The organism is Bacillus sp. FSL K6-2431 (assembly GCF_038005165.1).
GTDB lineage: Bacteria > Bacillota > Bacilli > Bacillales > Bacillaceae > Bacillus > Bacillus pumilus.
In genome coordinates, this window is the sequence record NZ_JBBOSQ010000002.1 from 59902 (window position 1) to 86230 (window position 26329).

At 42.1% G+C, this 26329-nt stretch carries 24 protein-coding genes; 2 read left to right on the forward strand and 22 right to left on the reverse strand.

Going from position 1 to position 26329, the window contains the following annotated elements; translation table 11 throughout:
* Window positions 1-120: 120 nt before the first annotated feature.
* Together MHH40_RS18315 and MHH40_RS18320 are read right to left on the reverse strand one after the other, a co-directional pair.
* The gene (locus tag MHH40_RS18315; RefSeq protein WP_012010505.1) at window positions 121-885 is read right to left on the reverse strand and encodes a transporter substrate-binding domain-containing protein; all 765 of its coding nucleotides are present in this window, start codon (window positions 883-885) and stop codon (window positions 121-123) included.
* Between the two features lie 195 nt (window positions 886-1080).
* Complete coding sequence (locus MHH40_RS18320) at window positions 1081-1518, reverse strand: BrxA/BrxB family bacilliredoxin (RefSeq protein ID WP_003215907.1); 438 nt, start codon at window positions 1516-1518, stop codon at window positions 1081-1083.
* A 170-nt stretch (window positions 1519-1688) separates the two neighbouring features.
* On the opposite strand from MHH40_RS18320, the gene MHH40_RS18325 reads away from it, so the two are divergent.
* Entirely contained in the window at window positions 1689-2582 is an 894-nt protein-coding gene (locus tag MHH40_RS18325) for a YegS/Rv2252/BmrU family lipid kinase (RefSeq protein WP_050943789.1), read from the forward strand.
* 15 nt (window positions 2583-2597) lie between these two features.
* Here the strand turns inward: MHH40_RS18325 and MHH40_RS18330 are convergent, their stop codons facing one another.
* The 9 genes from MHH40_RS18330 to MHH40_RS18370 all read right to left on the reverse strand — a co-directional run bounded on the left by MHH40_RS18330 (window position 2598) and on the right by MHH40_RS18370 (window position 13019).
* Window positions 2598-2891: a YesK-like family protein gene (locus MHH40_RS18330; protein WP_050943788.1), complete on the reverse strand. Its 294-nt coding sequence runs from the start codon at window positions 2889-2891 to the stop codon at window positions 2598-2600.
* 65 nt (window positions 2892-2956) lie between these two features.
* The gene (locus MHH40_RS18335; protein WP_050943787.1) at window positions 2957-4213 is read right to left on the reverse strand and encodes a dihydrolipoamide acetyltransferase family protein; all 1257 of its coding nucleotides are present in this window, start codon (window positions 4211-4213) and stop codon (window positions 2957-2959) included.
* Between the two features lie 18 nt (window positions 4214-4231).
* Window positions 4232-5215 (reverse strand): alpha-ketoacid dehydrogenase subunit beta, encoded by a 984-nt coding sequence (locus MHH40_RS18340; RefSeq protein WP_003215848.1) that lies wholly within the window; start codon window positions 5213-5215, stop codon window positions 4232-4234.
* Window positions 5216-5227: 12 nt separating this feature from the next.
* Window positions 5228-6220 (reverse strand): thiamine pyrophosphate-dependent dehydrogenase E1 component subunit alpha, encoded by a 993-nt coding sequence (locus MHH40_RS18345; RefSeq protein ID WP_050943786.1) that lies wholly within the window; start codon window positions 6218-6220, stop codon window positions 5228-5230.
* Window positions 6221-6237: 17 nt separating this feature from the next.
* Window positions 6238-7662 (reverse strand): dihydrolipoyl dehydrogenase, encoded by a 1425-nt coding sequence (lpdA, locus tag MHH40_RS18350; protein ID WP_050943785.1) that lies wholly within the window; start codon window positions 7660-7662, stop codon window positions 6238-6240.
* Complete coding sequence (buk, locus tag MHH40_RS18355) at window positions 7652-8773, reverse strand: butyrate kinase (protein WP_050943784.1); 1122 nt, start codon at window positions 8771-8773, stop codon at window positions 7652-7654. Before buk ends, lpdA begins: the two co-directional genes overlap by 11 nt.
* 33 nt (window positions 8774-8806) lie before the next feature.
* Window positions 8807-9901, reverse strand: coding sequence for a branched-chain amino acid dehydrogenase (gene bcd / locus MHH40_RS18360; protein ID WP_050943783.1), 1095 nt, complete (start codon window positions 9899-9901; stop codon window positions 8807-8809).
* 25 nt (window positions 9902-9926) lie between these two features.
* A complete protein-coding gene (yqiS, locus tag MHH40_RS18365; RefSeq protein WP_223251154.1) occupies window positions 9927-10904 on the reverse strand; it encodes a phosphate butyryltransferase in 978 nt (325 codons plus the stop codon).
* A gap of 42 nt (window positions 10905-10946) precedes the next feature.
* Window positions 10947-13019 (reverse strand): sigma-54 interaction domain-containing protein, encoded by a 2073-nt coding sequence (locus MHH40_RS18370; RefSeq protein WP_050943782.1) that lies wholly within the window; start codon window positions 13017-13019, stop codon window positions 10947-10949.
* Window positions 13020-13168: 149 nt separating this feature from the next.
* Between MHH40_RS18370 and MHH40_RS18375 the strand changes: the two genes are divergently transcribed.
* The gene (locus tag MHH40_RS18375; protein ID WP_050943781.1) at window positions 13169-13405 is read left to right on the forward strand and encodes a DUF2627 domain-containing protein; all 237 of its coding nucleotides are present in this window, start codon (window positions 13169-13171) and stop codon (window positions 13403-13405) included.
* 34 nt (window positions 13406-13439) lie between these two features.
* Here MHH40_RS18375 and MHH40_RS18380 read toward each other — a convergent pair whose 3' ends face one another.
* The 11 genes from MHH40_RS18380 to xseA all read right to left on the reverse strand — a co-directional run bounded on the left by MHH40_RS18380 (window position 13440) and on the right by xseA (window position 26290).
* Window positions 13440-14177: a glycerophosphodiester phosphodiesterase gene (locus MHH40_RS18380; protein WP_050943780.1), complete on the reverse strand. Its 738-nt coding sequence runs from the start codon at window positions 14175-14177 to the stop codon at window positions 13440-13442.
* Between the two features lie 225 nt (window positions 14178-14402).
* Window positions 14403-15503, reverse strand: a complete 1101-nt coding sequence (locus MHH40_RS18385; RefSeq protein WP_050943779.1) for a Rap family tetratricopeptide repeat protein — start codon at window positions 15501-15503, stop codon at window positions 14403-14405.
* Window positions 15504-15959: 456 nt separating this feature from the next.
* Window positions 15960-16763, reverse strand: coding sequence for a sporulation transcription factor Spo0A (gene spo0A, locus MHH40_RS18390; RefSeq protein WP_003215740.1), 804 nt, complete (start codon window positions 16761-16763; stop codon window positions 15960-15962).
* Between the two features lie 285 nt (window positions 16764-17048).
* Complete coding sequence (spoIVB, locus tag MHH40_RS18395) at window positions 17049-18326, reverse strand: SpoIVB peptidase (protein ID WP_003215755.1); 1278 nt, start codon at window positions 18324-18326, stop codon at window positions 17049-17051.
* Between the two features lie 198 nt (window positions 18327-18524).
* Window positions 18525-20261: a DNA repair protein RecN gene (gene recN / locus MHH40_RS18400; protein WP_050943778.1), complete on the reverse strand. Its 1737-nt coding sequence runs from the start codon at window positions 20259-20261 to the stop codon at window positions 18525-18527.
* A gap of 33 nt (window positions 20262-20294) precedes the next feature.
* Window positions 20295-20744, reverse strand: coding sequence for a transcriptional regulator AhrC/ArgR (gene ahrC / locus MHH40_RS18405; RefSeq protein ID WP_003215836.1), 450 nt, complete (start codon window positions 20742-20744; stop codon window positions 20295-20297).
* A 159-nt stretch (window positions 20745-20903) separates the two neighbouring features.
* Entirely contained in the window at window positions 20904-21758 is an 855-nt protein-coding gene (locus MHH40_RS18410) for a TlyA family RNA methyltransferase (RefSeq protein WP_050943777.1), read from the reverse strand.
* Window positions 21755-23656 carry a 1-deoxy-D-xylulose-5-phosphate synthase gene (dxs, locus tag MHH40_RS18415; protein ID WP_003215579.1) on the reverse strand — a complete coding sequence of 634 codons (1902 nt, stop codon included), beginning with the start codon at window positions 23654-23656 and terminating at the stop codon, window positions 21755-21757. Before dxs ends, MHH40_RS18410 begins: the two co-directional genes overlap by 4 nt.
* Before the next feature lie 150 nt (window positions 23657-23806).
* Window positions 23807-24703 (reverse strand): polyprenyl synthetase family protein, encoded by an 897-nt coding sequence (locus tag MHH40_RS18420; RefSeq protein ID WP_278254569.1) that lies wholly within the window; start codon window positions 24701-24703, stop codon window positions 23807-23809.
* Window positions 24687-24947, reverse strand: coding sequence for an exodeoxyribonuclease VII small subunit (locus MHH40_RS18425; RefSeq protein ID WP_003215880.1), 261 nt, complete (start codon window positions 24945-24947; stop codon window positions 24687-24689). The genes MHH40_RS18420 and MHH40_RS18425 overlap by 17 nt, the downstream gene beginning before the upstream one ends.
* Window positions 24944-26290, reverse strand: a complete 1347-nt coding sequence (gene xseA / locus MHH40_RS18430) for an exodeoxyribonuclease VII large subunit (protein WP_050943776.1) — start codon at window positions 26288-26290, stop codon at window positions 24944-24946. Before xseA ends, MHH40_RS18425 begins: the two co-directional genes overlap by 4 nt.
* Between the last annotated feature and the right edge of the window lie 39 nt (window positions 26291-26329).

Below are 26329 nucleotides of genomic sequence, written 5' to 3' on the forward strand. Positions count from 1 at the left end.
CTCCTTTTTTATGCCTTCATACGAAATCAAAAAATAAAACAGGAAAAAAGTTCAACATGAGTTGAACTTTTCAGCGCTTTCTACTGAATTTTCGTGAATGACGCTGATCCTTTTCCTGACTTATTTTTCATCAGCAAACCATTTTTTAATTAATTTATCAAGTTCGCCATTGTCTTGCATTTCTTTTAATGATTTATTAAATTTAGCTGTTAAGTCGCTATTTTTCTTGAATGCAATGGCTGAACCTTCATTTGAACTATTCAATCCAAATGCTTGGAAGTCTTTTTCTTTTTTCAAATAACCAGCAGCTACTTTATCTTCAATAATGGCTGCATCAAAACGACCTGCTTTGATTTCTTGAATGATATCTGAGATTTTATTACGGTCTTCCACTTTTAAGTTATATTTCTTTTGCAAACCGTTTGCTTCATCCTGCTGGATTGAACCTAATTGAACGCCGACTGTTTTATCTTTTAAGTCTTTCTCTGTTTTCATCCCGCTAGATTTCTTTGAGACAACTAAGTTTTTTGCATTGTAATAAACATCAGAGAAATCTAATTGTTTTTTGCGTTTTTCTGTAGGGGTCATGCCTGCTAGGACAATATCAGCTTTGTTTGTTTTAAGGGCGGATACAAGGCTTGCGAAATCCATATCTTGAATTTCTAGCTTGTAGCCGTTCTTTTTCGCTAGTGCTGTTGCAAGATCAACATCAAAACCGACAATTTTATCTCCGTCTTTTGATTCAAATGGCGGATAATCTGCTGATGTCGCCATAACGAGTGTTTTGTCATCTCCTGATGCGTTTGAATTATTAGAAGAAGTTCCGCAAGCTGCGAGTGCAGCTGCAAGACCAGCTGTCATAAGTAATAATAACCACTTTTTCATAAGATAGTGCCTCCTAGTATTTAAAATCATGTATTGTTTTGAATATTTATTCACTATAATGTATTTTAAACACTTTCTTTTTAAGATGCAATAGTATTTCGCTAAAATTATTTTGATTCAATGGTCTTATAAAACAAAAAGCAGACCGATCTAAAGACCGGACTGCTTTATATGTCATCATTCAAACGTCACATGTTAAATTTCTTTGCAATGCTCATCGAATGCAGCTTGAAGCTTTGACACGACTTCCATTGGTTCGTGCCCTTCAATTTCATGACGTTCGACCATTTTAATGATCTTTCCATCTTTTAATAATGCAAAGGATGGTGAAGATGGCGGGAAGCCTTCAAAATATTCACGGGCTCTTGCGGTTGCCTCTTTGTCTTGTCCAGCAAACACTGTCAGCAATTGATCTGGTCGCTTATCGTAATGAACAGAATAGCCTGCAGCTGGTCTTGCAATACCGCCAGCACATCCGCATACTGAATTCACCATCACAAGTGCCGTGCCTTCTTTAGACAGGGCTTCATCCACTTCTTCAGCTGATGTAAGCTCATTATAGCCAGCCTGTTTGATCTCTTCTCTCGCTTGTTTCACAATATCATTCATAAATAAATTAAAATCAATATTCATTGTCCGTCCACTCCTTTAGCATGCCAAAACCATTTTAACAACATCATATCAAGGAAAACGCCTGCGGGCAAATGTGTTGTCTTCTCATTCCCCACTTTTTCTGAACATCGTTTATACGCCGCGAAATTGGGGAAAAGTGATGATAAAGAGATGAAAGGGAGAACTGCGTGATGGCACAATTCAAAAAAGCGATGCTCATTTATAATGGAAATGCTGGACAAAAAAACATGGAAAAAGTTCTCGGACAAACAGTACCTCTTCTTTCTCTACATATTGATGAACTCATTCTTAAACCAACAAAGCAGGCAAATGATGCTTATGAATTCTGTCGTACAATTGATGAGACGATAGAATTGCTTATCATATTAGGTGGAGATGGAACTGTGCATGAATGTATGAATGGCATCGGTGGTTTAGAAAAAAGGCCAGCTGTAGCGATTTTACCAGGCGGGACATGCAATGACTTTTCTAGAACGCTTGGTATTCCGCAACAAATGCAGAAAGCCGCTCAAATGATTGTAGACGGCGTAGAAAAAAAGGTCGACTTAATCAAAGCAGGAGATCGATACTTGTTAAACTTTTGGGGCATCGGGCTGATTGCAGACACATCCAACAATATTAATGACAAGGAAAAAGCCGTACTCGGTAAAATAAGCTACTTCACAAGTGCCTTGCGCACCTTACAGCAAACAGATCCTTTTCACGTACGAATTGAAACAGAGGAGGAAAGCTGGGAAGAGGACGCTGTCATCGTTCTTGTCATGAATGGACATTTCATCGGGACAAATAAAATTGATTTGCCGAGTGCAGCGATTGATGATGGTAAAGCAGAAATCTTAATTTGCAGAAATACGAGCTTCTCTGCTCTAAAAGAAATCTTTTCTATGAACCGGGAAGAGCTGGAGGATTTCACCGGCGATCTGTCTCTCATTCAAGCATCCAATATTCAGATTCACACAAAAGAGGAAATGGATGCTGATACAGATGGCGAAGTGTACATGACAGCCCCTGCTTTTTTAGAAGTGTTAAAACAACATTTGACCTTTATTGTTCCAGCAGAATAAAGAAAACGCCCGAGATCATTCTTTTTCGGGCGTTTTTTTGATATAGCGTCTGTATAAATATTCAAGTGCATAGCCAAGCAGCGTCCCGGCAAGAAGAGAAATTCCTAAGAGGCTATTCGCTGCTCCTTTAAATCCACCGACAATCAGCAAGCAATACAAAACTTGAATAATTGAAACGATTGATATGATCAGTAGTAATCTTTCAGGATGATTGCGTGATTTAGAAATATATCGAAGAAAAGCGAACGCAATTGCTGTGATAAACATGAGTCCAATCGTTAAAAACGCAAAAAAGTCTAGTCCAGACATACCATCGCTCCTTTCTCATCATGTGGAAATCCCCCTCTCCTTAGCGGGAGGGGGACATTCTTGTTTTAGTAAACAGATGTTTGCTCATCAATGCCTTCAAGGATTTGTTTAATCCGTTGAAGGAATCTGCCGCATACAAGACCATCAAGAACTCTGTGATCTAATGAGAGACAAAGGTTGACCATGTCTCTTGCTGCAATCATACCATTTACAATCACCGGACGCTTCACGATCGATTCTACTTGTAAAATCGCCGCTTGCGGATAATTGATGATTCCCATAGATTGTACAGAACCAAATGATCCCGTGTTGTTTACAGTGAAGGTGCCGCCTTCCATGTCACTTTGCTTCAGCGTACCTTGTCTCACCTTGGAAGCAAGCTCATGAATTTCCTTGGCGATGCCTTTAATCGTTTTTTCATCTGCATCCTTAATCACTGGAACAAAAAGAGCGTCATCAGTCGCAACAGCAATCGAGACATTGATCGCTTTCTTTTGCACAATTTTATCTCCAGCCCACATGCTGTTCATTTCTGGGAATTCCTTTAAGCCCTGAGCCACTGCTTTGACAAAGAACGCAAAGAACGTCAAATTAAAGCCTTCTTTTGCTTTAAATTGGTCCTTGAGCTGATTTCTTCTAGTCACAAGGTTTGTCACATCAACTTCCATCATCGTCCATGCATGCGGAATTTCATGTTTGCTTCTCAGCATATTTGCCGCAATCGCCTGTCTGATTGGCGTGACTGGCACTTCAACATCACCAGGCATTGTAGAGATGGAAGGCGCCGCTTTTGGTTTTGATGGCTGCACAGGCTCTGGCTTGACCGCCTGTTCATTGCCAGGTGCTGTCTTCTCTTGCATGCCGCCGTTTTCAATGAGCTGAAGTAAATCTTTTCTTGTGATTCGTCCGCCTGCTCCCGTTCCTTGCACTGCCGCTAAATCAATGCTGTGCTCATCTGCTAACCGAAGGACTGCTGGAGAGTAGCGTTTCTTTTGACTTTGATTCTCTTTTGTTTGATCTGCTTCAGGTGCTTCACTTTGCTCAGGTGCCGCTTCTTCTTTCGCACTCTGCTGTGAGCTACCTTCTACTTCAATTTCACAGAACACTTCTCCTACTTGCAGTGTATCGCCTTCTTCAGCCGATAGCTTTGTAATCGTTCCTGTAAAAGATGACGGGACTTCTGCGTTCACTTTATCCGTCATAACTTCCGCAATAGGATCGTATTTATTCACATGATCGCCAGGTGAAACGAGCCATTTGCTGATGGTTCCTTCTGTTACACTTTCACCTAACTGAGGCATTTTCATTTGTTCAATTGCCACTTGAAACCCTCCTCTTTCTTAAAACGCCGCTAGCTCTCTCATTTCAGCTTCAACCTTATCTGGGTTGACCATGAAGAATTTTTCCATCGTCGGTGCATAAGGCATTGCCGGGATTTCTGGTCCGGCTAGACGTTTGATTGGTGCGTCTAAATCAAATAAGCAATGCTCTGATATGATCGCCGCTACCTCACTCATGATGCTGCCCTCTTTTGTATCTTCCGTTAAAAGAAGCACTTTGCCTGTTTTTGATGCCGCTTCAATAATGGCTTCCTGATCAAGCGGGTACACTGTTCTCAAATCGAGAATATGCGCAGAAATGCCATCTTTTGCAAGGCGGTCTGCTGCTTGCAACGCAAAATGGACGCAGAGGCCATATGTAATGACCGTGATATCATCGCCTTCACGTTTCACATCTGCTTTTCCAATAGGGAGTGTGTAATCCTCTTCAGGTACTTCTCCTTTAATGAGACGGTAGGCACGTTTGTGTTCAAAGAACAATACAGGATCTGGATCACGCACCGCAGCTTTTAAAAGACCTTTTACATCATAAGGCGTAGAAGGCATGACAATCTTCAAACCAGGCTGGTTGGCAAAAATCGCTTCAACTGATTGTGAATGATAAAGCGCTCCGTGAACTCCGCCCCCATAAGGTGCGCGGATGACCATTGGACAGCTCCAATCGTTATTTGAGCGGTATCTAATTTTCGCCGCCTCTGAAATGATTTGGTTAATTGCAGGCATGATAAAATCCGCAAATTGCATCTCAGCAATTGGGCGCATTCCATACATCGCTGCTCCAATCCCTACACCAGCAATGGCTGATTCTGCAAGAGGTGTATCCATGACGCGCGCTTCTCCGAATTGCTCATAGAGACCCGCTGTCGCTTTAAATACGCCGCCCTTTTTCCCGACATCCTCTCCGAGCACAAACACTTTCGGATCTCGCTCCATTTCTTCTTTCATCGCCAGTGTAATGGCGTCTATATATGACATAACAGGCATTTTTCTTCCCCCTTACTCCGCATACACGTAACGAAGTGCGCTTTCAGCATCAGCATAAGCAGCGTTTTCCGCTTCATCAGTGGCTTCGTTTACGATTTGCATGATTTCTTTTGTCATCTCTTCTTTCATTTCTGAAGTCATGACGTTTCCTTCGGTTAAATACGTTTCATATTGGATGAGCGGATCTTTCTTTCTCGCTTCGAGCACTTCTTCTTTTTCTCGATAGCTTGAATCATCGTCATCACTTGAATGCGCAGTTAAACGGTAAGAGATCGTTTCAATCAACGTTGGTCCTTCGCCTCTTGCTGCACGGTCTCTCGCTTCTTTGACAGCGGCATATACTTCAAGCGGATCATTGCCATCAACGGTTACGCCAGGCATTCCGTACCCAATCGCACGATCTGAAATGCGTTCACATGCTACTTGTTTGTCATACGGCACGGAAATCGCGTACTTATTGTTTTCACACATGAAAATAACAGGCAGCTTATGCACAGCAGCGAAGTTAGCACCTTCGTGGAAATCACCTTGGTTTGAAGAGCCCTCACCGAACGTGACAAAGCTGACAAAGTTTTTCTGATCTAGTCGTCCAGCAAGTGCAATTCCCACTGCATGAGGAACCTGCGTTGTAACAGGTGAAGACCCTGTCACAATTCGATTTGATTTCTGTCCAAAATGCCCTGGCATCTGTCTTCCGCCAGAGTTTGGATCGTCTTGTTTTGCGAAACCTGACATCATTAAATCTTTTGCTGTCATTCCAAATGCGAGGACAACCCCCATATCACGGTAGTAAGGTAAGACGTAATCCTCTTCTCTATTGAGAGCGAAAGCAGCACCGACTTGCTGCGCTTCCTGCCCTTGACAAGAAATGACGAATGGAATTTTACCTGAACGGTTTAAAAGCCACATCCGTTCATCAATTTTTCTTGCTAGAAGCATTGTTCTATATATATCAATTGCTTGTTCATCAGATAATCCTAATTCATGATGACGCATGTTACTCATCTTATTTCCCTCCTTGATTAAAAATGGATCGCTTTCCCGTCAACAGCAAGGGCAGCCTCGCCAATCGCCTCTGATAAGGTTGGGTGCGGGTGAATTGTTTGCCCGACTTCCCACGGCGTTGCATCAAGTACTTTGGCTAATCCAGCTTCAGATATCATATCTGTGACATGAGGACCAATCATATGAATCCCTAAAATATCATCTGTCTTTTGATCAGCAATGATTTTGACGAATCCATCTGACTCCCCGTACACAAGTGCTTTCCCGATCGCCATAAATGGGAATTTCCCCATTTTGACCTCGAAGCCTTGCTCTTTTGCCGCTTGTTCAGTGAGTCCAACACTCGCGGTTTCCGGGTGAGAGTAAACACATTTAGAAACGAGCGTTTCATCGAGCGGCTTTGGATCTTGACCAGCCATATGCTCCACAGCAATCATGCCTTCGTGTGAAGCCACATGTGCCAGCTGAAGCCCACCAATGACATCTCCTATTGCATAAATATGCGATTCTTTCGTTTGATAATGTTCATTCACGACAATGCCTTGTTTTTCTGTTTGGATCTCCGTGTTTTCAAGACCAATGCCTTCAATATTTGGTACTCTGCCGACTGATAGAAGAAGTTTTTCCGCTTCAAACGTCTGAATGTCTCCATCCTTTTCTGCTTGAATCGTCACGAGATTCTCCAGCTTTTTAACGGTATCTGGCAGTACTTTCGCATTTGTCACAAAGGTGATGCCTTTTTTAGATAAAAGCTTTTCCATTTCTTTAGAAATGTCATGATCCTCTGTTGGCAATATGCGGTCTGCAAATTCAATCACAGTCACTTTCACACCGAAATCATTGAGCATGGAAGCCCACTCGATTCCGATCACCCCGCCGCCGACAATGAGCATCGACTGCGGAAGCTCTGGCAGTTCAAGTGCATCATCTGATGTAAGAATATGCGTCCCATCTGCTTCAAGTCCAGGCAGCACACGCGGTCTTGAACCTGTCGCAATGATAACCTGCTTTGGAATAAGCATTTCATTTTCATCTCCATTTGCCATTTCTACGGAGATGGTTCCTGGCATTGGCGAAAAGATAGATGGGCCAAGAATACGGCCGATCCCTTCATAAACATCAATTTTCCCTTGTTTCATTAAATGTTTGACGCCGCCTGCTAGTTTCTCTACAATCTCTGCTTTTCTTTTCTGTACATTGGCAAACTGCAAGGCGATGCCATTTGCCTCAACGCCAAAATCAGCAGCACGTTTGACGGTTTGATAGACTTCAGCACTTCTAAGCAGCGCTTTAGACGGAATGCATCCTTTATGCAGACATGTTCCGCCAAGCTTTTCTTTTTCTACAACTGCTGTTTTCAATCCAAGCTGTGAGGCACGAATGGCCGCTACATACCCGCCTGTGCCCCCACCAAGAATGACGAGGTCATATTCAGTTGCCATGACTAGTCACTCCTTTCTTCATCCGTTGATCATTTGGGTATTCTTTCGGAGATTCTTCTTCTTTTAAAATACGAAGTGCACCTTCTGCTAAGGATTGCAGCTCATTTTCGCCTGGATACACGACAACATCTGAAATCCAGTCAATGTGACCTCTAATACTTGATGTAATTTGTTTGCTGTACGCAAGTCCGCCTGTTAACACAATAACGTCAACTGCGCCTTTTAAGACAGCACTAGCCGCACCGATTTCCTTGGCAATTTGATAGCACATCGCTTCATAAATCAGCGCCGCACGTTCATCGCCTGCTTCAATCATGCGCTCAACTTTCACAGCATCTGTCGTACCAAGGTAGCCCGCAAGACCACCTTCACCAATAATGCGTTTCAGCATTTCCTCTTGGCTGTACTGACCAGAAAAGCAAAGATTGACGAGGTCACCTGTTGGCAGGGTCCCCGCTCGCTCTGGGCTAAAAGGTCCTTCGCCATGCAGTCCGTTATTGACATCAATGACTTTACCTTTTTCATGGACACCAATGGTGATGCCGCCGCCCATATGTGTAATAATCATATTCAAATCTTCATAGCGCTTCCCAAAGGATGCAGCTGTTTTTCTTGCGACTGCTTTTTGATTTAATGCATGGAAGATGCTTTTTCTTTCAATCGTTGGCAACCCTGAAATACGAGCAATTGGTTTTAGCTCATCCACTACAACTGGATCGACAATAAAAGCTGGGATGTTCAAACCAAGTGCAATTTCTCGTGCAATGATACCCCCAAGATTTGATGCATGCTGGCCAGCATATCCTTCTTTCAAGTCTTGCACCATTTGCTCATTGACTTCATATGTGCCACCTTCAATCGGACGAAGAAGACCGCCGCGCGCACAAACTGCATCAAACTTTGAGATGTTCATTCCTTGTTCATGCAGCGTCTTCAGGATTGTTTCTTGACGAAATGAAAACTGATCAATGATATGAGGAAACTGCTTTAATTCCTCATCTGTATGTCTGAGTGTCGTTTCAAAAATAGATCGTTCATTGTGAAACACACCAATTTTTGTTGAAGTAGAGCCAGGATTAATTGTGAGAATACGCCATTCTTTTGTCTGCAAAAACAAAACCTCCGTTTCAACTCATTCTTCAAATTAGCGACGACTTAAAATATGTTGGCCATTTTGCAGGAATTGACTTCTTGATTTGTGCATTCTTTCAATTCGCTCCTCCGCCAATCGGTCTGCCGCTTTATAAGTTGGAATGGCATCACGGTTTGAAATTTCAATCACGCGTTCAATATTTTGGTAAATACCTTCTACCTTTTTCATAGCACGATCTGCATTATAGCCATAAAGCTCATCAGCAACGTTAATCACACCGCCTGCATTGATCACATAATCAGGTGCATACACAATACCCATTTCATGAATCAGATCGCCGTGATGCGTTTCTCTCAGCTGGTTATTCGCTGCACCTGCGATGACCTTTGCTTTCAGCTTAGGAATCGTTACATCATTAATCGTTGCACCAAGTGCACAAGGGGCATAAATATCACATGCTTGATCATAAATATCGTCAGGGTCTACAGCTTTTGCGCCAAAGTCTTCTACAGCTCGTTTTACAGAGTCTTTGTTGATATCTGTGACAATTAGCTGTGCGCCTTCTTCGTGCAGATGTTTACACAAATTGTAGGCGACATTCCCAACACCTTGGACTGCAATCGTTTTTCCTTCTAGTGAGTCGGTTCCAAATGCAGCTTTGGCAGCAGCTTTCATCCCTTTATATACACCGTAAGCCGTAACAGGAGACGGGTTTCCGGATGAACCAAATGCAGGAGAAATACCTGTCACAAAGTCTGTTTCTTCATGAATCAGATCCATGTCTTCTACCGTTGTACCGACATCCTCCGCTGTGATATAGCGGCCATTTAATCCTTGTATGTAGCGTCCAAACGCACGGAACATTTCTTCATTTTTATCTTTTCTCGGGTCACCGATGATGACTGTTTTCCCGCCGCCAAGATTCAGGCCTGCTGCTGCGTTTTTATAAGTCATGCCTCTTGCTAGACGAAGTGCATCTTCGATTGCTGCTTCTTCGTTTTCATACGTCCACATTCTTGTCCCGCCTAGTGCTGGGCCAAGTGTTGTATCATGAATGGCAATAATCGCTTTTAAGCCAGATTGTTCATCCTGACAAAATACAAGCTGCTCATAATCGTATCGTTCCATATATTTAAAAAGTTCCATTGTTTATTCCTCCTATAACTTTCGCTTAATTTGATGTACAGATGGCAAGTGCAATTGAATAAAGCTTACTTTCGGCTGTATCCGACCGGCTTGTTAAAGCAATCGGTGCCTTCGCTCCTGCCACCACAGCTCCCACCTTTGCATGTGCAAAGTAGATGAGAGATTTATAAAGAATGTTCCCTGCTTCAATCGTTGGCACAAGCAAAATATCTGCATGACCGGCGACATCACTCGTAATATTTTTATGAGAAGCTGCTGTTTGAGAAATGGCATTGTCTAATGCCAGAGGCCCGTCAATGAGGCAGCCAGAAATTTGACCTCGCTTATTCATTTGCGCCAGGCTTGCCGCTGTCAAAGTGGAATCCATTGCCGGGTTCACGACCTCTACCGCAGATAACACGGCCACCTTTGGCATGTCATTTCCAACAGCTTGCGCTACTTGAACAGCATTGATCGTAATCTCTTTGAACATGTTTAAATCGGGCGCGATGTTCATCCCAGAATCTGTGACATAAATAAACCGATCAAAGCCCGGCACTTCGAATGCCGCGACATGTGATAGTACACTCGCCGTCCGCAGCCCGTACTCTTTATTCAGTACCGCTTTTAATAGAACGGCTGTCGTGACATGCCCCTTCATCAATATATCTGCATGCTTCTCACTCACTGCCTGCACGGCAATTTTGGCTGATTCTTCAGGAGAATCCGAATGAATAATATCTATCCAGTCTTCATTGATCTCATGCTGTTTCACCAGCTCCTTCAGGTTGCGCTTGTTCCCAACCAGCAGGAAGCGAGCGACCTTTCGTTCAATTGCCATCTTGATGGCATGAAGCACTTCTTCGTCTTCTGCATGAGCCACAGCAGCAGTTTTATTCTGCAACTGGGCGGCTTTCATAATCAGATCGTCAAGCTTCATATATGCCCACCTTTCCTTATGCTCGGGTTCATGGTTTTTATATGCAAGTTCTATGCCAGCTTGAAACGCAGCGAAATAAGGCATTTCGCATGAAATACATGCAGCTTTTTGCAGGTAACGTGCATTTTATTGCATGCTATCTTTTGCAAGTTGATATTTATCCATTTTATAGTAAAGATTCCGAATGCTAATCCCTAACGTTTTCGCTGTTTTCGTGCGGTTGAATTGATGCTTTTCAAGGGTTTGTTTAATGAGCTGCGCTTCAAACGCTTCAACAGCATCCGAAAGGGTCTCTCCCTCAAATTGACTGACAGCCAGTTCCTGCTGCTCTTTTTCTTCCTGCTCTTCTGATTCCATGAAGGAAATATGATCTTCATCGATCCATTCTTCTTGCGGATTCAAAAAGATCATGGCTCGTCCAAGGACATTTTCCAGTTCTCTTACGTTTCCAGGCCAGCTGTAGGATCGAAGTCTATCGAGTGCCCCTTCCGTTAAGCCGCTCACATTTCGACCATAGTCTAAATTAATTTTCTGAATAAGGCGTTTACTTAAGGAGTCAATATCTTCAAGTCGCTGCCTTAGTGGCGGAATCGAAATCGGATATCTGTTCATCCGATAATATAAGTCCTCTCTGAACTTCCCTTCTGCCATCGCTTTTTCAATATTGACATTTGTTGCGGTAATCACACGCACATCAACTGGTATCGCTTTTGTTCCGCCTACTCTAACAATTTCTTTCTCCTGCATCACGCGTAATAATTTCGCTTGTGTACTTGGCGTCATTTCACCAATTTCATCTAAAAAGATGCTGCCGTGATTCGCTTCTTCAAACAACCCTTTCTTCCCGCCGCGCCTCGCACCAGAAAATGCGCCTTCCTCATAGCCAAAAAGCTCTGACTCTAAAAGAGTTTCTGATAAGGCAGCACAGTTAACTCTTACAAAGCGATTATATTTCCGGTCACTTTCATTGTGTATAGCGTGTGCAAATAGCTCTTTCCCAGTACCTGATTCTCCCCTAAGTAAAATGGTGGCTGGGGTTTTAGCCCCTAGCTTTGCCTGCTCAAGCGCCACAAGCATTTGCTCACTTTCTCCAATAATGTCTTCAAAAGTGTACTTTGCTTCAAGTGTCCGTATGAGCTGTCTTGCTTTATTTAATTCATTCGTGAGTGATTGAATTTCTGATACATCATGAATGACGCCGACGCTGCCTTTTAAAATACCATCAACGATCACTGGCGCTACATTGACGATCACATCCTTCTTATTAGGTCCGACTTTCATTCTGACGCCTCGAACCGGCCTTCTTGTTTCAAGCACCTTCAAATGCATGCTTTCCCCTTCAGAAATATCCGCACCTGCTGGTTTGCCCACAACCTCTTTGTCTGTTAACCCCGTCATTTTCGTGTAAGCTCGGTTGATTAAAATTCCTTTCCCTTGCTCATCTACGACGGATATCGCTTCATCTGATGATTGAATGATGGCCTCAAGCATTGTGCGCACTTCTTTCAGGTTTGTGACTTCTTCCGCAAGCTCCACTGCATCTGTAATATCTTTAAAAATGGATAGAGCGCCTAGCATTCTTCCTGCGTCATCAATAATCGGTAAACGCGTTGTGACAATTTGTATTTGCTGATTCAGAAATTGTTTTTGATGAAATTCTGGCTCCCTCGACCTTAAAATATCGGGGAGTTTTGTATTTGGGATCACTTCACGTATGTGCCGGCCAATCGCATCTTTTTGCGAACGTCCAACCATTTTGGCAGCCGATCGATTAAACAGAACAACTTCTTCATCCATATTAATAAAAATCATGCCATCGTTCGTTGCATTAAAAATGCGGTCATGTTTATAGGTTTGTTCTTTTAATATTTGTATGAGTTGATGCTTTTCTGACATTAATTCTGAAATGACGTATGCCATCGAACTTGGAACAATGACAGACTGCTCTGCTTTTTCTTCCATCAGTTCTTTAAGGACAGCTGAACTGCCCGTTGTTTCAATGATGATATCAATGTCATCTTTTATGTATTCTTTCCAATCCGTTGTCGTATCAATTCCATTCTTTTTCGCTTCTACCATCCCCGGTGCCTCAAGATCAAGGTCGGCGATTGCAACGATTTGAATCATATTTGTTTTCAGCAATGTTTCAAGCAAAGCTGATCCACCCTGTCCAGCACCGACAATCAAGACTCTCTGCATCCCGTTACCCCTTTATATGAAAAAATTTGCACACCATATTTTTCCGTTGCAAAAAATTGCACAACTCTTATATTACCACGTTTTCCTTTCTTGACAAAATATTTTTTGAATTAGACAATGGAAGTAAATGACGTTTAAGGGGACATTTGATGGGGAGAATACTTGCATTAGTGATTATTTTAATACCTGGGGCGCTTGCTGCACTTGGAATTAAGCTTTTGCGTGACACTGTTTTCGGTATCATCATTGCACCATTTCCATTTTTATGGCTGCAAGGAATTGCAGGGTTGTTTTTTTTAGGGGGAGGTCTTTACGTAGTCGCTGGCTTTATTTTATATAGAGACCGCAAACGAAATAAAGTGACCACCCGCTTTAAACAGAGATAAACATGAAAAAAGACCCGCTGTTGATCGCAGGTCTTTATTTCATTTCTTCTCTTATTTTGACGGCTCTATCAGGGAAATCAGTGAAAATTCCGTCGACACCTAAGGAAAACATGCTTTTCATTTGCTTTTCACTGTTTACTGTAAATGGTCTGATCACTTGCTGGGCGGCATGGAGAGCCGATACGACTTCTTTTGTTACCCCTGCGCCCTTTATATTCGGGTGATAACCTCTTGCAGGTACTGTTTTTATGTACATCTCTGGCTGATGAATGACATCCATTGTGAGAACAGCAAGCTCAACATGCGGCATCAGCTTGTGAAAAAGAGCTAAACTGCCGTGATGAAACGATGAGACAAGTACACGATCTTCTATTTGAAAGTGTTCAATTTGCTCCTTTACCTTCTCTTCAATACCTGGATATCGATAAATAGAGTTTTTCAGTTCAATATTGATGATGAGTGATGATTGCTGCGTGACGAGCTCCAATACTTCCTCCAAAAGAGGAATGGATACAGCACCGGTTTCTTCATAAAAAGAATGACTCGCATCTCCTGCTTTTAACTCTTCATATGTATGGTCTTTCACTAAGCCTTTCATATTCGTTGTTCTATTCAGCTTCTCATCGTGAATAACAGCAAGCCTGCCATCTTTCGTCAGCTGAACATCCAGCTCAATTCCGTCAGCTCCAGAATGGAGTGCATGCTCAAAGGCTATCATGGTATTTTCAGGATAGATGCCTTTAAAACCTCTGTGTGCAAAAATTTTCGTCATATGTCACCTCTAAGTATGATGCTTCCTTTCATTATGACGTCTCTCTTTTCGTTTTTCCAGTTTGAGCACATAAAAAAACCTCTTCTGATTCGTACGAAGAGGTTCTGTATAAATTCGATCACGTAATCGCTCTGATGGCTTGCTCTGTCGTCTCTGCATCAAGAGCAAAAAGGGAAGAAACAACTGCGACTGCTGTAACGACGGTTAAACCTAACAACAACTTTTTCATAAGATAACCTCCACTTTCTTTTGAAGTATTTGTGCATCGAATTTCTTTTCAAGAAAACGAATGGCGTTTTGATAGTCATTTCGTTCCTTGAAGTATTTCGATATTTGTTCAGACAAATCCTCAAGCTCCACATATAATCTATTTTTTTCTATGTAGTCTAATTTTTCAGAGAATACGTCTGCTGCTCCACTATTTTCGCACATTAAATCTAAAATTTCAAATTTTACTATATATTCATTATTCTGGATATTGCAGCTATACTGAATGCCCTCTTTAATATATTCTTTCGCCACTTGATCTCCTAGATGAACCAAGGCATTTGCCAGAACGTATAAAGATTGGATGTAATAATGGCTATTGTCACGGTGCATTTGAATGCCCATCCCTTTTTTGGCATATTGTGCGCTTTTTTCGTAATCATGCTTCGCATAATAAAGAACGGCTAAATTGTGATAGCATTTCCCAATCAGCACTTCATTGTTAATGCGTTTACTTTTCTCAAGTGCTTCTTGGTATTTTTCCTCCGCTTCGTCAAATTGGATCAAATCGATACAATTACTTGCATGTAAAATCAAGCTGTCAATAGCCTGCGCTGTATATTCTTCATGCGCTTTGAACGTATCGATGGCTTTTTTAATATGATTAATGGATATGAAATTTTGTTTCAGTTCGTAATAGATTGAAGCAACCTTATGATGAAAAGTCCCTACTTCAAGGTCCTCATTCACACGCTTTAGACGCTGTTCTGCAATTTTGTAAAAACTGATGGCTTCATCATACTTTTTCACATATGCAGCATATTGGCCTTTGTAAAAGTAAAAATAAAAATTAATAATGTCATCTGCTTTCTCATCGAGCGTTCCGACACTCTTCATAATGTGATTGGCTTTTTCAATATTTCCAAGTAACATTTCATGTCGGCCATTCACAAGCTGATAATACAGGAGAACTTCGCGGTCTTCATCTGTATTTTTTAGCAAATTCTGAATTTTCTCTTTATAGATAGCAGATTTTTCTAGGTCATTTTGAGAAATGACCCTCGTCCACTTGCTAATTTCGTTCGCTACCTCAGCAGAGTGGATTTTCAGCTTTCCCATAACCTCACCCTCTTCTTTTCATTATTATAGCATAGTAAAAGAATGTGAAAATTATTAAATTCGACAATGGGAATATTCAGTTCAAATGGCACAATCTCTAAGAAGCCAGTGACTTTAAAACGCCAACCAATCAGGTCAATAGAAATAGAACTTTCGATCTCATTTGCTTTATTTACCAAATCCATCAGACCTTTTCCTCTCATCCTTTTTCTTAAGAATGAGCGTTTCCTTCTTCTATTTTGAAGACCAAACAATTGATTGGCGTAGCTGATTACCACTAATTTATGTCATACCCATTTCTTTCATGCTTTATTGTTCATTTTATTCTGAAAATAAATCAAGCTGAGTTGTTTAAATGAGACAATAAGATGATTGTATCAATACAACCAATTTTTGACAATATTTTTCAAAATAAAAAAACGTCTCTTTGAAGAAACGTTTTTTTATGAAAATGAACTAGCTTGCTCTATGCTCTAAGCGCAGACGATCAGCCACCATTGCGATAAATTCAGAATTGGTTGGTTTTGCTTTAGACATGCTGACTGTATAACCAAAGAGTGAGGAAATGGAATCAATGTTTCCTCTGCTCCAAGCCACTTCAATCGCATGACGAATCGCTCGTTCTACTCTGCTCGCGGTCGTGTTAAATTTCTTCGCGATGTCTGGATACAACACTTTTGTGATGCTTCCGAGAAGCTCGATGTCATTGTACACCATCGAAATGGCTTCTCTTAAGTATAAGTAACCTTTAATATGAGCCGGGACGCCAATCTCATGAATAATCGTTGTAATGCTCGCATCTAAGTTTCTGCGTTTCGGTTCAGGTTTGTTTCGAAGGACACTGTTTTGGATAGATGAAGATCGATGGGTGACTTGTGTGCCGTTTCCACTGACTTGACGAATATGACCGACTAGGTTTTCCATATCAAATGGCTTTAAGATGAAATAAGATGCGCCTAGATCAACTGCTTTTTTCGTGACATCTTCTTGTCCAAACGCCGTTAGCATAATCACACTTGGCTGTTTGGTCATGTCATTGTTTTCACGGAGGCGTTCCAGTACAGCAAGACCGTCTAAATGAGGCATGATAATATCTAAGAGGAGAACGTCGGGCTCTTTATCTTTAAATAATGTTAGACATTCCTGACCATTATACGCCACGCCAAGTACTTCCATATCTTCCTGTCCCTCAATATACTCTGTCAAAAGGCCAACAAGCTCTCGATTGTCATCAGCTACACACACTTTAATTTTCTCCACGTTCTTTCCTCCCCAATGTCGATTCCTTTAGTCTTTTGCATTTCTCTTCTGAGTGTTCAATTCGACAAAAGCATGCTATCCCCTTTAAAAAACTTTAATTTTCCGAATAATAGAGCATTATCTAGCTTTTTCTACGTTTTTCTTAACGAATCGACGATTATTGCAATTTGACAACATACCATTTTCCATTTTGTCGAAAAATCTCTTTTTCCTTATTTTATAACATGATGGCAGAGAAAGAAAGGGAAGAAAAAAACTGCCGGAAGATTCGCGGCAGTTTGATGATCAGCTTGCTTTTTTGTTTTTTTGATAAAGATCGATGCCTGCTTCTGACAACATCCATTCAATGTGTACGCCGTAGCCACTTGTCGGGTCATTGACGAAAACGTGTGTGACTGCCCCGATGACTTTTCCGTTTTGGATGATAGGGCTTCCGCTCATACCTTGGACGATACCGCCCGTTTTACTTAAAAGACGCTCATCTGTTACCTTCAATACCATCCCTTTTGTTGCCGGGAATTTCTGCGGAGTCGTGCTGACGATTTTAATATCAAACTTCTCCACTTTATCATGATCCACAACGGTTAAAATTTCTGCTGGACCTTCTTTTACTTCATTTGATAAAGCGACTGGAAGCGGTTTGTCTGATACATGATTTTCAAGCTTTTCGGTTAACGTACCAAAGATACCAAATGGGCTGTTGCGGGATATATCCCCTATCGTTTTTCGTTCGGAAGAGAATCTTGCCAATTTTTCTCCAGGATTGCCTCCTGTGCCTTTTTCAATCGATGTTACGGTTGATCTGACAATTTCACCATTGTCGACAACAATTGGTTTTTTTGTATCCATGTCAGAAATGACATGCCCTAGGGCACCATATTTTTTAGAAGATGGTTCAAAGAAGGTCATCGTGCCGATTCCTGCTGCGGAATCTCGAATGTAAAGACCAATTCGATAGGTGCCTTCACTTGCATCTTTTGCGGGTGTTAATGTTGTTTGAAAGGTTTTATGGTCTCTTTTTATGAGTAAACGAAGCGTTTCACCTGTTTTCCCTGCTTTTTGGATAAATGGGGTGAGGTCATTCATTTTCTCCATCTTTTGACCATTGATTTCAATGATCATATCCCCTGATTGAATGCCTGCGGCTTCGCCTGGTGATTTTTTGCCGTCTGCTGTTGTGATTTGATGAAAACCTACAACGAGAACTCCTACAGAGTGGAGCTTGACGCCAATGGATTGTCCTCCAGGAACGACTTTTAATTCAGGGAGAACGTCGACTTTTGTTTTCTTAATAGGAAATCCTTTAAAATCATAAACAATTTCGGCTTTTCCCGCCTTTTGTCCTGTTACTTCAAGCTGATTCTTTTTCTCTGAAAGACTAAAGGCTTGTGAAGAAGCATTGGCTGACGCTTCTATTGATGTGTCAATTGAGTGCTTCTGTTTTTCAAATACAGCAACATTTGTTGGAATGCTGATGTATTCCTTCACTATGCTCATAAACCCTGTACTTATTAAAGAAACAAGGAGAATTACACCAATGGCTTTTCTCATCTTTTCGGGCATTCATTTTTCACTCTCCTCGCTCCTTACCCACACCAGAACACTCATGTTTTGGCTACATCTTTACTTTTGCCTTCTTCGCTTTGATTTATAACCGGCAGCTATAGAAAATGATTGGATAAATTGATAAAAGAAAAAGACGATTTCGTGGGTATATACAGCGATTTTGACACAATATAAAAAAGGCAGCTGGTTTTTCAGCTACCCTGTTGTTTTGACATCATTTGCTTGATGCAGCAATTCTTTTGCGTGCTGTTTTGTCAGTTCAGTGACTTCCACACCCGCAATCATCCTGCCAATTTCACTCACTTTTTCTTCATGACTTAATGGTTTGACGCTTGTCAGTGTTCTGCCTGCTTTAGAGCGTTTAGAAATGAAGAGGTGCGTGTCAGCCATTGCTGCTACTTGCGGGAGGTGCGTAATGCAGAGTACTTGTGAGCCAGCCGCCACTTTGTAAATTTTTTCGGCAATCGCCTGTGCAACTCTGCCGCTTACGCCCGTATCGACCTCATCGAAAATAATGGAAGTGACTTCTTGTTTGGCCGAGAAGATACTTTTCACGGCGAGCATAACACGTGAAATTTCTCCACCCGAGGCAACTTTTGATAAAGATTTCATCGGTTCGCCAGGATTAGTAGAAATCACAAATTGAGCTTGGTCGATTCCGTTTTTTCCAAGCTGGACGGGCTTTCCATCTAGCAGCGGATTATCCGTGCTGCTAAAAGGCGCATACCGAATGGAAAAGGATGTATCAAACGTTGATTTTTCCATATACAAATCCTTTAGTTCTGTTTGAATTTGCTTCGCTAGCTTTTTGGCCCATTTTTTACGAAGCTCCGAAACGTTAAGTGCTTCAAGCAGGGCGTCACGGCTCATTGCATCCAGTTTGTTTTTAAGCGTCTGCAGGTGACTGTCTCGATTTTGAATTTGATCGATTTCTTCTTCAATCTTCGCCGCATACTCCAAAATTTCCTCAACCGTTGTCCCGTACTTTCGTTTTAACTGCTTCATTTCATTCAGCCTAGACTCAATAAAATCAAGACGTGCTGGGTCGAACTCTAATTGATCCAGCATGCTTCGCATTTGGAACGTCGAATCCTCTAATAAATAGTAAGAGTTCGACACTTGTTCGGATAGCTTTTTCAGATCGTCGTTGATCTCAGAAACCTGCTCGAGCTCGCTTGATGACATGCCAACCCAATCAAGTCCCCCCTGCTCATTGCGCAAGGCGTTATAGGCGTTTTGGAGTGAGGAAAAGATTTTTTCGTAGTTGCTGATCTGATGGCGCTCTTCTTGAAGCTTCTCATCTTCTCCCGGCTCTAATTGTGCCGCTTCAATCTCTTCTAGCTGAAATTGCAGTAAATCTAACCGGTGCACCATTTCCTGCTCATTCTCAGAGAGCTGTTTTAGCTTTTGGGCTGTCTTTGTATATTGCTCATATGCTTCTTGATATTGTGACAGAGCAGGTGCAATTTCTTCTGCTCCAAATTGATCGAGTAAATGCAGATGATTTTCATCCTCCATCAATAACTGGTTATCGTGCTGTCCATGTATATCGAGCAAAAGGCGTCCTACTTCGCGTAAAAGTGAGATTGTAACGAGCTTGCCATTGATGCGGCATATGCTTTTCCCGTTATTGTTCATATCACGGCGAAGAATCATCATTTCATCCGTTGCGTCAATTCCCTGCTCTTCGCATAAAGCAAATACAGGGTGGTCAGCTGCTGGCACAAGAAAAAGCCCCTCCAGCTCAGCCTTTTTCTCACCATAACGAACAAATTCAGACGACCCTCTACCTCCCACAAGAAGTGAGACAGCATCAATCATGATGGATTTCCCTGCACCTGTTTCCCCTGTTAGGACTGTGAGTCCTTTTTCAAATGAAACTGTTAACTCTTCAATGATTGCAAAGTTTTTAATGGTTAGTTCTGCTAACACTCATTTGACACCTCTTTTTGTAAACCTGATTCTTTATAGAAGCTCTAAAATTTTGCTTGAAACTGTTTCCGTATCATCTGGAGTGCGGCAAATGATCAAAATGGTGTCATCTCCGCAAATGGTTCCCATGATTTCTTCCCAATCTAAATTATCCATTAAAGCCCCAATCGCCTGTGCATTACCCGGCATGGTTTTGAGGACGATTAAATGACTGGCAGCATCCATTTTAATAAATGCATCCATTAAGGATCGCTTTAGTTTAGACAGCGGATTAAACCGCTGATCCGCTGGAAGGCTGTATTTATATGTTCCATTGTTCGTTGGCACTTTCACTAAATGCAATTCTTTAATATCTCTTGAAACGGTCGCTTGTGTAATGTTATATCCATCGGATTTTAAAATATCGACTAGTTCATCTTGTGTTTCAATCTCTTGGCTCGCGATGATTTCTCTAATCTTAATATGCCTTTGACCTTTATTCATTTTTGACCCCCCTAGGCGTTTGATCTCAGTTTGTCTTTACGTTCTATGTTATATGAACCACAGTTCAAAAAACAAGCGTTACGTGAGAAACGGTCAACTCTCATCTTTTGACCATGTAAAAAGGAATAATAGCGAGCTATTATTCCTTTTGTTTCAATCTCATGTGTCAGCCGGCTCAGGACTGTTTTTCTTTTCTTTCAATACAGAATGGGCTTCCTTGACGATCTTTTCAAGCTCTGAAACCTGAAGCGCCGCATTCTCTTCTTGATCGGGATGAAGCACTAAATGGAGAAGGAACTCAATATTCCCGTCTCCGCCAGTAATAGGCGAAAATGATACATCCTTCACATCATAGCCTTCTTGTGCAGCAAATTCATTCACCTCTTCGAGTACACCAAGGTGGACCGATGGATCTCGCACGATGCCTTTTTTCCCAACAAGCTCTCTGCCTGCTTCAAATTGAGGCTTGACGAGTGCAATACAGTCTCCGCCCGGGACAAGAATGTGCTTTAAAGCCGGAAGGATGAGTTTAAGTGAAATAAAAGAGACATCAATTGACGCTACTTCTGGCAATCCTTCAGTAAAATCTGCTGGGACGGAATGACGGAAATTGGTGCGCTCCATGACGATTACCCTGTCATCCTGCCTTAATTTCCACGCAAGCTGATTGTAGCCAACATCAACAGCATATGATTTGACTGCTCCATTTTGAAGCGCACAATCTGTAAATCCACCTGTTGATGAACCAATATCAATTAGCAATTTCCCTTCAACGGTTAAGTCGAATTCTTTTAGCGCTTTTTCCAGCTTTAATCCGCCGCGGCTCACATATTTCAGAGGGTTCCCTTTCACAGTGAGCGGTGTATCACGAGCGATTTTCTCTCCTGGTTTATCCAAACGGTTTTCATTTGAGTAAACGATCCCTGCCATAATGGCACGCTTTGCTTTCTCTCTCGTTTCCATTAGTCCTTGTTCGACTAATAAAACGTCAAGTCGTTCTTTCTTTGATGTCATGATCCAATTCCTTTTCTTGGTGCTGCGGGAAGCAGGTCACGTAAAGTGTCAGCAACCTGTGCTTTCGTCAAACCAATTTCTTCAAGCAGGGCATCAACACTTCCATGCTCAATAAATTCATCTGGAATGCCCATACGTTCTACTTTTATATGAGATGCTTTCTTATCGTGTATATATTCTAAGACGCTGCTGCCAAATCCGCCTTGGAGCACAGCTTCTTCAATCGTTAAAATTGGAATACCTTCAGAAAAAATGTCATTTAACATCGCTTCATCAAGAGGCTTAATAAAACGAGCATTGACAACACGAACCGATTTCCCTTCTTTTTGAAGTTCTTCTGCAGCTTGGAGCGCCATTTTAATTGTCGTACCAAATGTTAAAATCACAGCATCCTTCCCTGGACGAAGAACCTCCCAGGACCCAATCGGAATGGTTTTCAGCTGATCATCCATTTTGACACCTAGCCCATTACCGCGCGGGAAGCGCATAGCAATAGGACCGTCATCATACTGAATGGCTGTATTGACCATGTGCTGTCCTTCATTTTCATCTTTTGGCATCATGAGCACCATATTCGGCATATGACGCATAAAGGCAATATCAAACACACCTTGATGGGTTTCTCCATCTGCACCGACAAGTCCCGCACGGTCAATGCCAATAAATACATTAAGGTTCTGACGGCAAATATCGTGTAGCACTTGGTCATAGGCTCTTTGCAGGAACGTTGAATAAATCGCTAAAAATGGCTTCATGTCCTGCGTCGCAAGCCCAGCTGCCATTGTGGCTGCATGCTGCTCGGCAATTCCTACATCAAACATCCGCTCTGGAAATTCCTTCGCAAAGCCTTCAAGCTTTGAACCAACAGGCATCGCAGGCGTGATCGCAACAATCCGCTCATCTTCCCGCGCCAGCTTTCTGACCGTTTCACTAACGAGACCACTCCAAGAAGGAGCTGCTGCTGCCGGTTTTACAAAATCACCTGTATCAATTTTGTATGGACCTGTACCGTGCCAAGTCCCGATTTTATCGGATTCTGCCGGCTGATAGCCTTTTCCTTTTTTCGTGATGACATGCAGAAGAACCGGACCTTTTGTTTTCTTTGCATATTCAAGATTTTCAAAAAGATCTTCATACGAATGTCCATCGACAGGACCTAAGTAGGTAAATCCCATTTCCTCAAAGAACATGCCAGATACAAGTAGATATTTGAGGCTGTCTTTGATACGCTCTGCTGTGGCAGCAAGCTTTCCACCTACAGCTGGAATGCGCTTGAATAAATATTCAAGTTCGTCTTTTACCCATTGGTATTTGCCAGCTGTACGTAATCTGCCAAGCATTGTGTGAATCGCACCGACGTTTGGTGCAATACTCATTTCATTGTCGTTTAATATGACAATCATATCTTTCTTTTCATCACCGATATGATTCAAAGCTTCTAGCGCCATACCTCCGGTTAGTGCACCGTCTCCGATAATCGGCAGGATATATTCATCTGTCCCTTTGATATCACGCGCTGCCGCCATACCCATCGCGCCAGATAACGAGGTTGAACTGTGACCCGTCTCCCACACATCATGCTCGCTTTCATTTCGTTTAGGAAAACCGCAAAGCCCTTTATATTGACGAAGTGTATCAAACTCCGCCCCTCTTCCCGTTAACAGCTTATGAACGTAAGACTGATGTCCAACATCCCAGAGGAATTTGTCTTTTGGGCTGTCAAATACTTTATGAAGCGCAACAGTCAGTTCAACGACTCCTAGGTTCGGACCGATATGCCCACCAGAGTTAGCTAAGGACTCAATTAAAAACATGCGAATGTCAGCGCTAAGCTCCTCTAATTCTGCATTTGACATTCCTTTTAGAAACGTTGGATTTTTTATTGATAAAAGATCCAATTAGGATCAACTCGCTTTCAACAAAATTTCTATATACATCTATAATGCCTCATTCCTTTGAAAACCAATAGGGAATAAGAGTTGTCTCATCATAATAAACTGTTTACAGTTTACCACAATTGCTCGAGGACCCTCAAATCTAGGCTGTTTTTAATGATCTCTTGAGGCAATTAGATCACATAAATCATGCAACAATTGCTGCTCTAATTGAAGATTTGAGACAATTTCTTTTGCACGTGTGATGTGCTCATGCAGCTTTTCTTTTGCTCCTGAAAGCGTTAATAAAGAAGGATATGTCGACTTTTCATTTGCTGTATCAGAGCCGACCCGTTTTCCGATTTTTTCTTCGCTTCCTTCGAGATCTAAAATATCATCACGGATTTGAAACGCAATGCCAATATGATAGCTAAATTCCCTTAGCTTTTCGATATCGTCATCTGATGCTCCTGCTAGCATTGCACCTGCTGCGACGCTGAACGTAAGGAGTTTTCCTGTTTTACGGGCGTGAATGGATTCTAGTTCAGCAAGCGATACTTGCTTTTGCTCTGCTTCCATGTCGTCAAATTGACCGCCAACCATTCCTAGAGCACCTGCTGACTTTACAAGCTCATCCACAATTCTGAGCTTTTTGTCAGCAGAGACGCTGCTAGACAGCTGAGATGTAATCAGGCGGAAGCTTTCTGTTAAAAGGGCATCACCTGCGAGAACCGCTGTTGCTTCTCCGTACACTTTATGATTTGTCGGTTTTCCTCTGCGAAGGTCATCGTCGTCCATGCAAGGAAGGTCATCATGTATCAATGAATACGTATGAATCATCTCAACCGCACAGCCGACAGGTATACCGTCTTCTTCGTTTTTACCGTAGGCATTTAGAAGAGCAAGAACGAGAACAGGTCGAAGCCTTTTCCCGCCCGCTTTAAGAGAATAGAGCATAGAAGATTTCAGGTCTTCAGGAATCGTCAATTCCTGAACATATGTAAATAAATAATCTTCAATGGTCTGTTTTCGTGTTGTTAAAAATTCATTTAAATTACTTGTCACCAGCATCGGCCTCCTTCACTGAGAAGGGAGCTAGCTCACCGTCCTCTTTTAAAATGAAATCCATTTGCTTTTCAACATGCTGTAATTTTTCATGACAAAGCTTCGAAAGGGTCATCCCTTCTTGGAAATAATGAATGGCCTGCTCAAGTGGTACATCTCCTTCTTCGAGCTTTCCCACAATCTCCTCAAGACCTTTCATCGCCTCTTCAAATGTCATTTGTTCTTCTTTTTGTTTATTGGATTCTGTCATGTTGATTGCCCCTCCTTCTCAATAACCTCACAAATCAGACGTCCATCCTTCATCGTGATGGTCAGCTGATCCTGCGTCTCTACTTGGTTCACACTTTTTATTAGTTCATCTTCTTTATAGGCTAAGCTATAGCCTCTTTCCATCACTTGAAGTGGATTTAATGCATTTAGTTTACCAAGAACCGATTGGAACTGCGAATGAATTGTTTTCATTTGCACATTCATACTGCGAATGAGCTGTTCTGTTTCATTGGCGTGGCGTTTTTTCGCTTGAAGCAGCTGCTCTTTAGGGTGAAGCGGCTTCAGCCTGTATGTCTGGCGATCTAGCTGACTGCGTTTTAGCTCAATTTGCCTCGATAGCTGTTTTTGAAAACGGTCAAATACCAAATCGAATTGCTGCTCTTTTTGCTCCTGTAATCGTTTTGGAAAACGGAAGGCATAAGAGGATTGCAGCGCCACAAGACGATCCTTCGCTTGTGAGGTTTGATTCTTTACCGCTCTTGTTAGCCGTATATCGATTGATTTGATTCGTTCAATTAAATCGGTCGTGCTTGGAACAGCAAGTTCGGCTGCTCCTGTTGGTGTGGGTGCTCTCATATCTGCAGTGAAATCACTGATCGTAAAGTCTGTTTCGTGTCCAACTGCAGATATGATTGGAATGTCTGATGCGAAGATGGCTCTTGCGACAGCTTCTTCATTAAAAGCCCAAAGCTCTTCAATCGAACCGCCTCCTCTTCCGACAATCAAGACATCACAGAGCTGTTTTTCATTCGCTTCCTTAATCCGCTCTACGATGGAACGGGTCGCATGCTCACCTTGAACGAGCGCCGGAAGCACAATGATTTTCGCCTGCTGATAGCGCCGATTAATTGTCGTAATGACATCTCGAACAGCCGCTCCTGTTGGAGACGTAATGACACCAACAACCTCTGGATATTCAGGGATTGGCTTTTTATAGCGCGCATCAAATAAGCCTTCACTTGCTAGCTTTTTCTTCAGCTCTTCATAAGCGAGATGAAGAGCACCAACACCATCAGGCTGCATTTCTTTTGCATATAATTGATAGTTGCCGCTTGGTTCATAGACTTGAATTCCGCCGCGTACAAACACCTTCATTCCACTCTTAGGTGAAAAAGGCAGCTTCGCCGCAGAGCGCTGAAACATGACAGCTTGCATGCGTGCGTTTTCGTCTTTTAAGGTGAAGTACACATGTCCTCTTGAATGAATCTTGACATTGGATAGCTCACCTTTGATCCAAATATCTTCTAAATGCGGATCAACATCAAATTTTCTTTTTATGTATTTTGTAAGGGCTGTGACCGTCACAAAGGCTTTTTCACTCATGACGTATTCCTCCTCTTCAAAAACGCACATTCATCCACC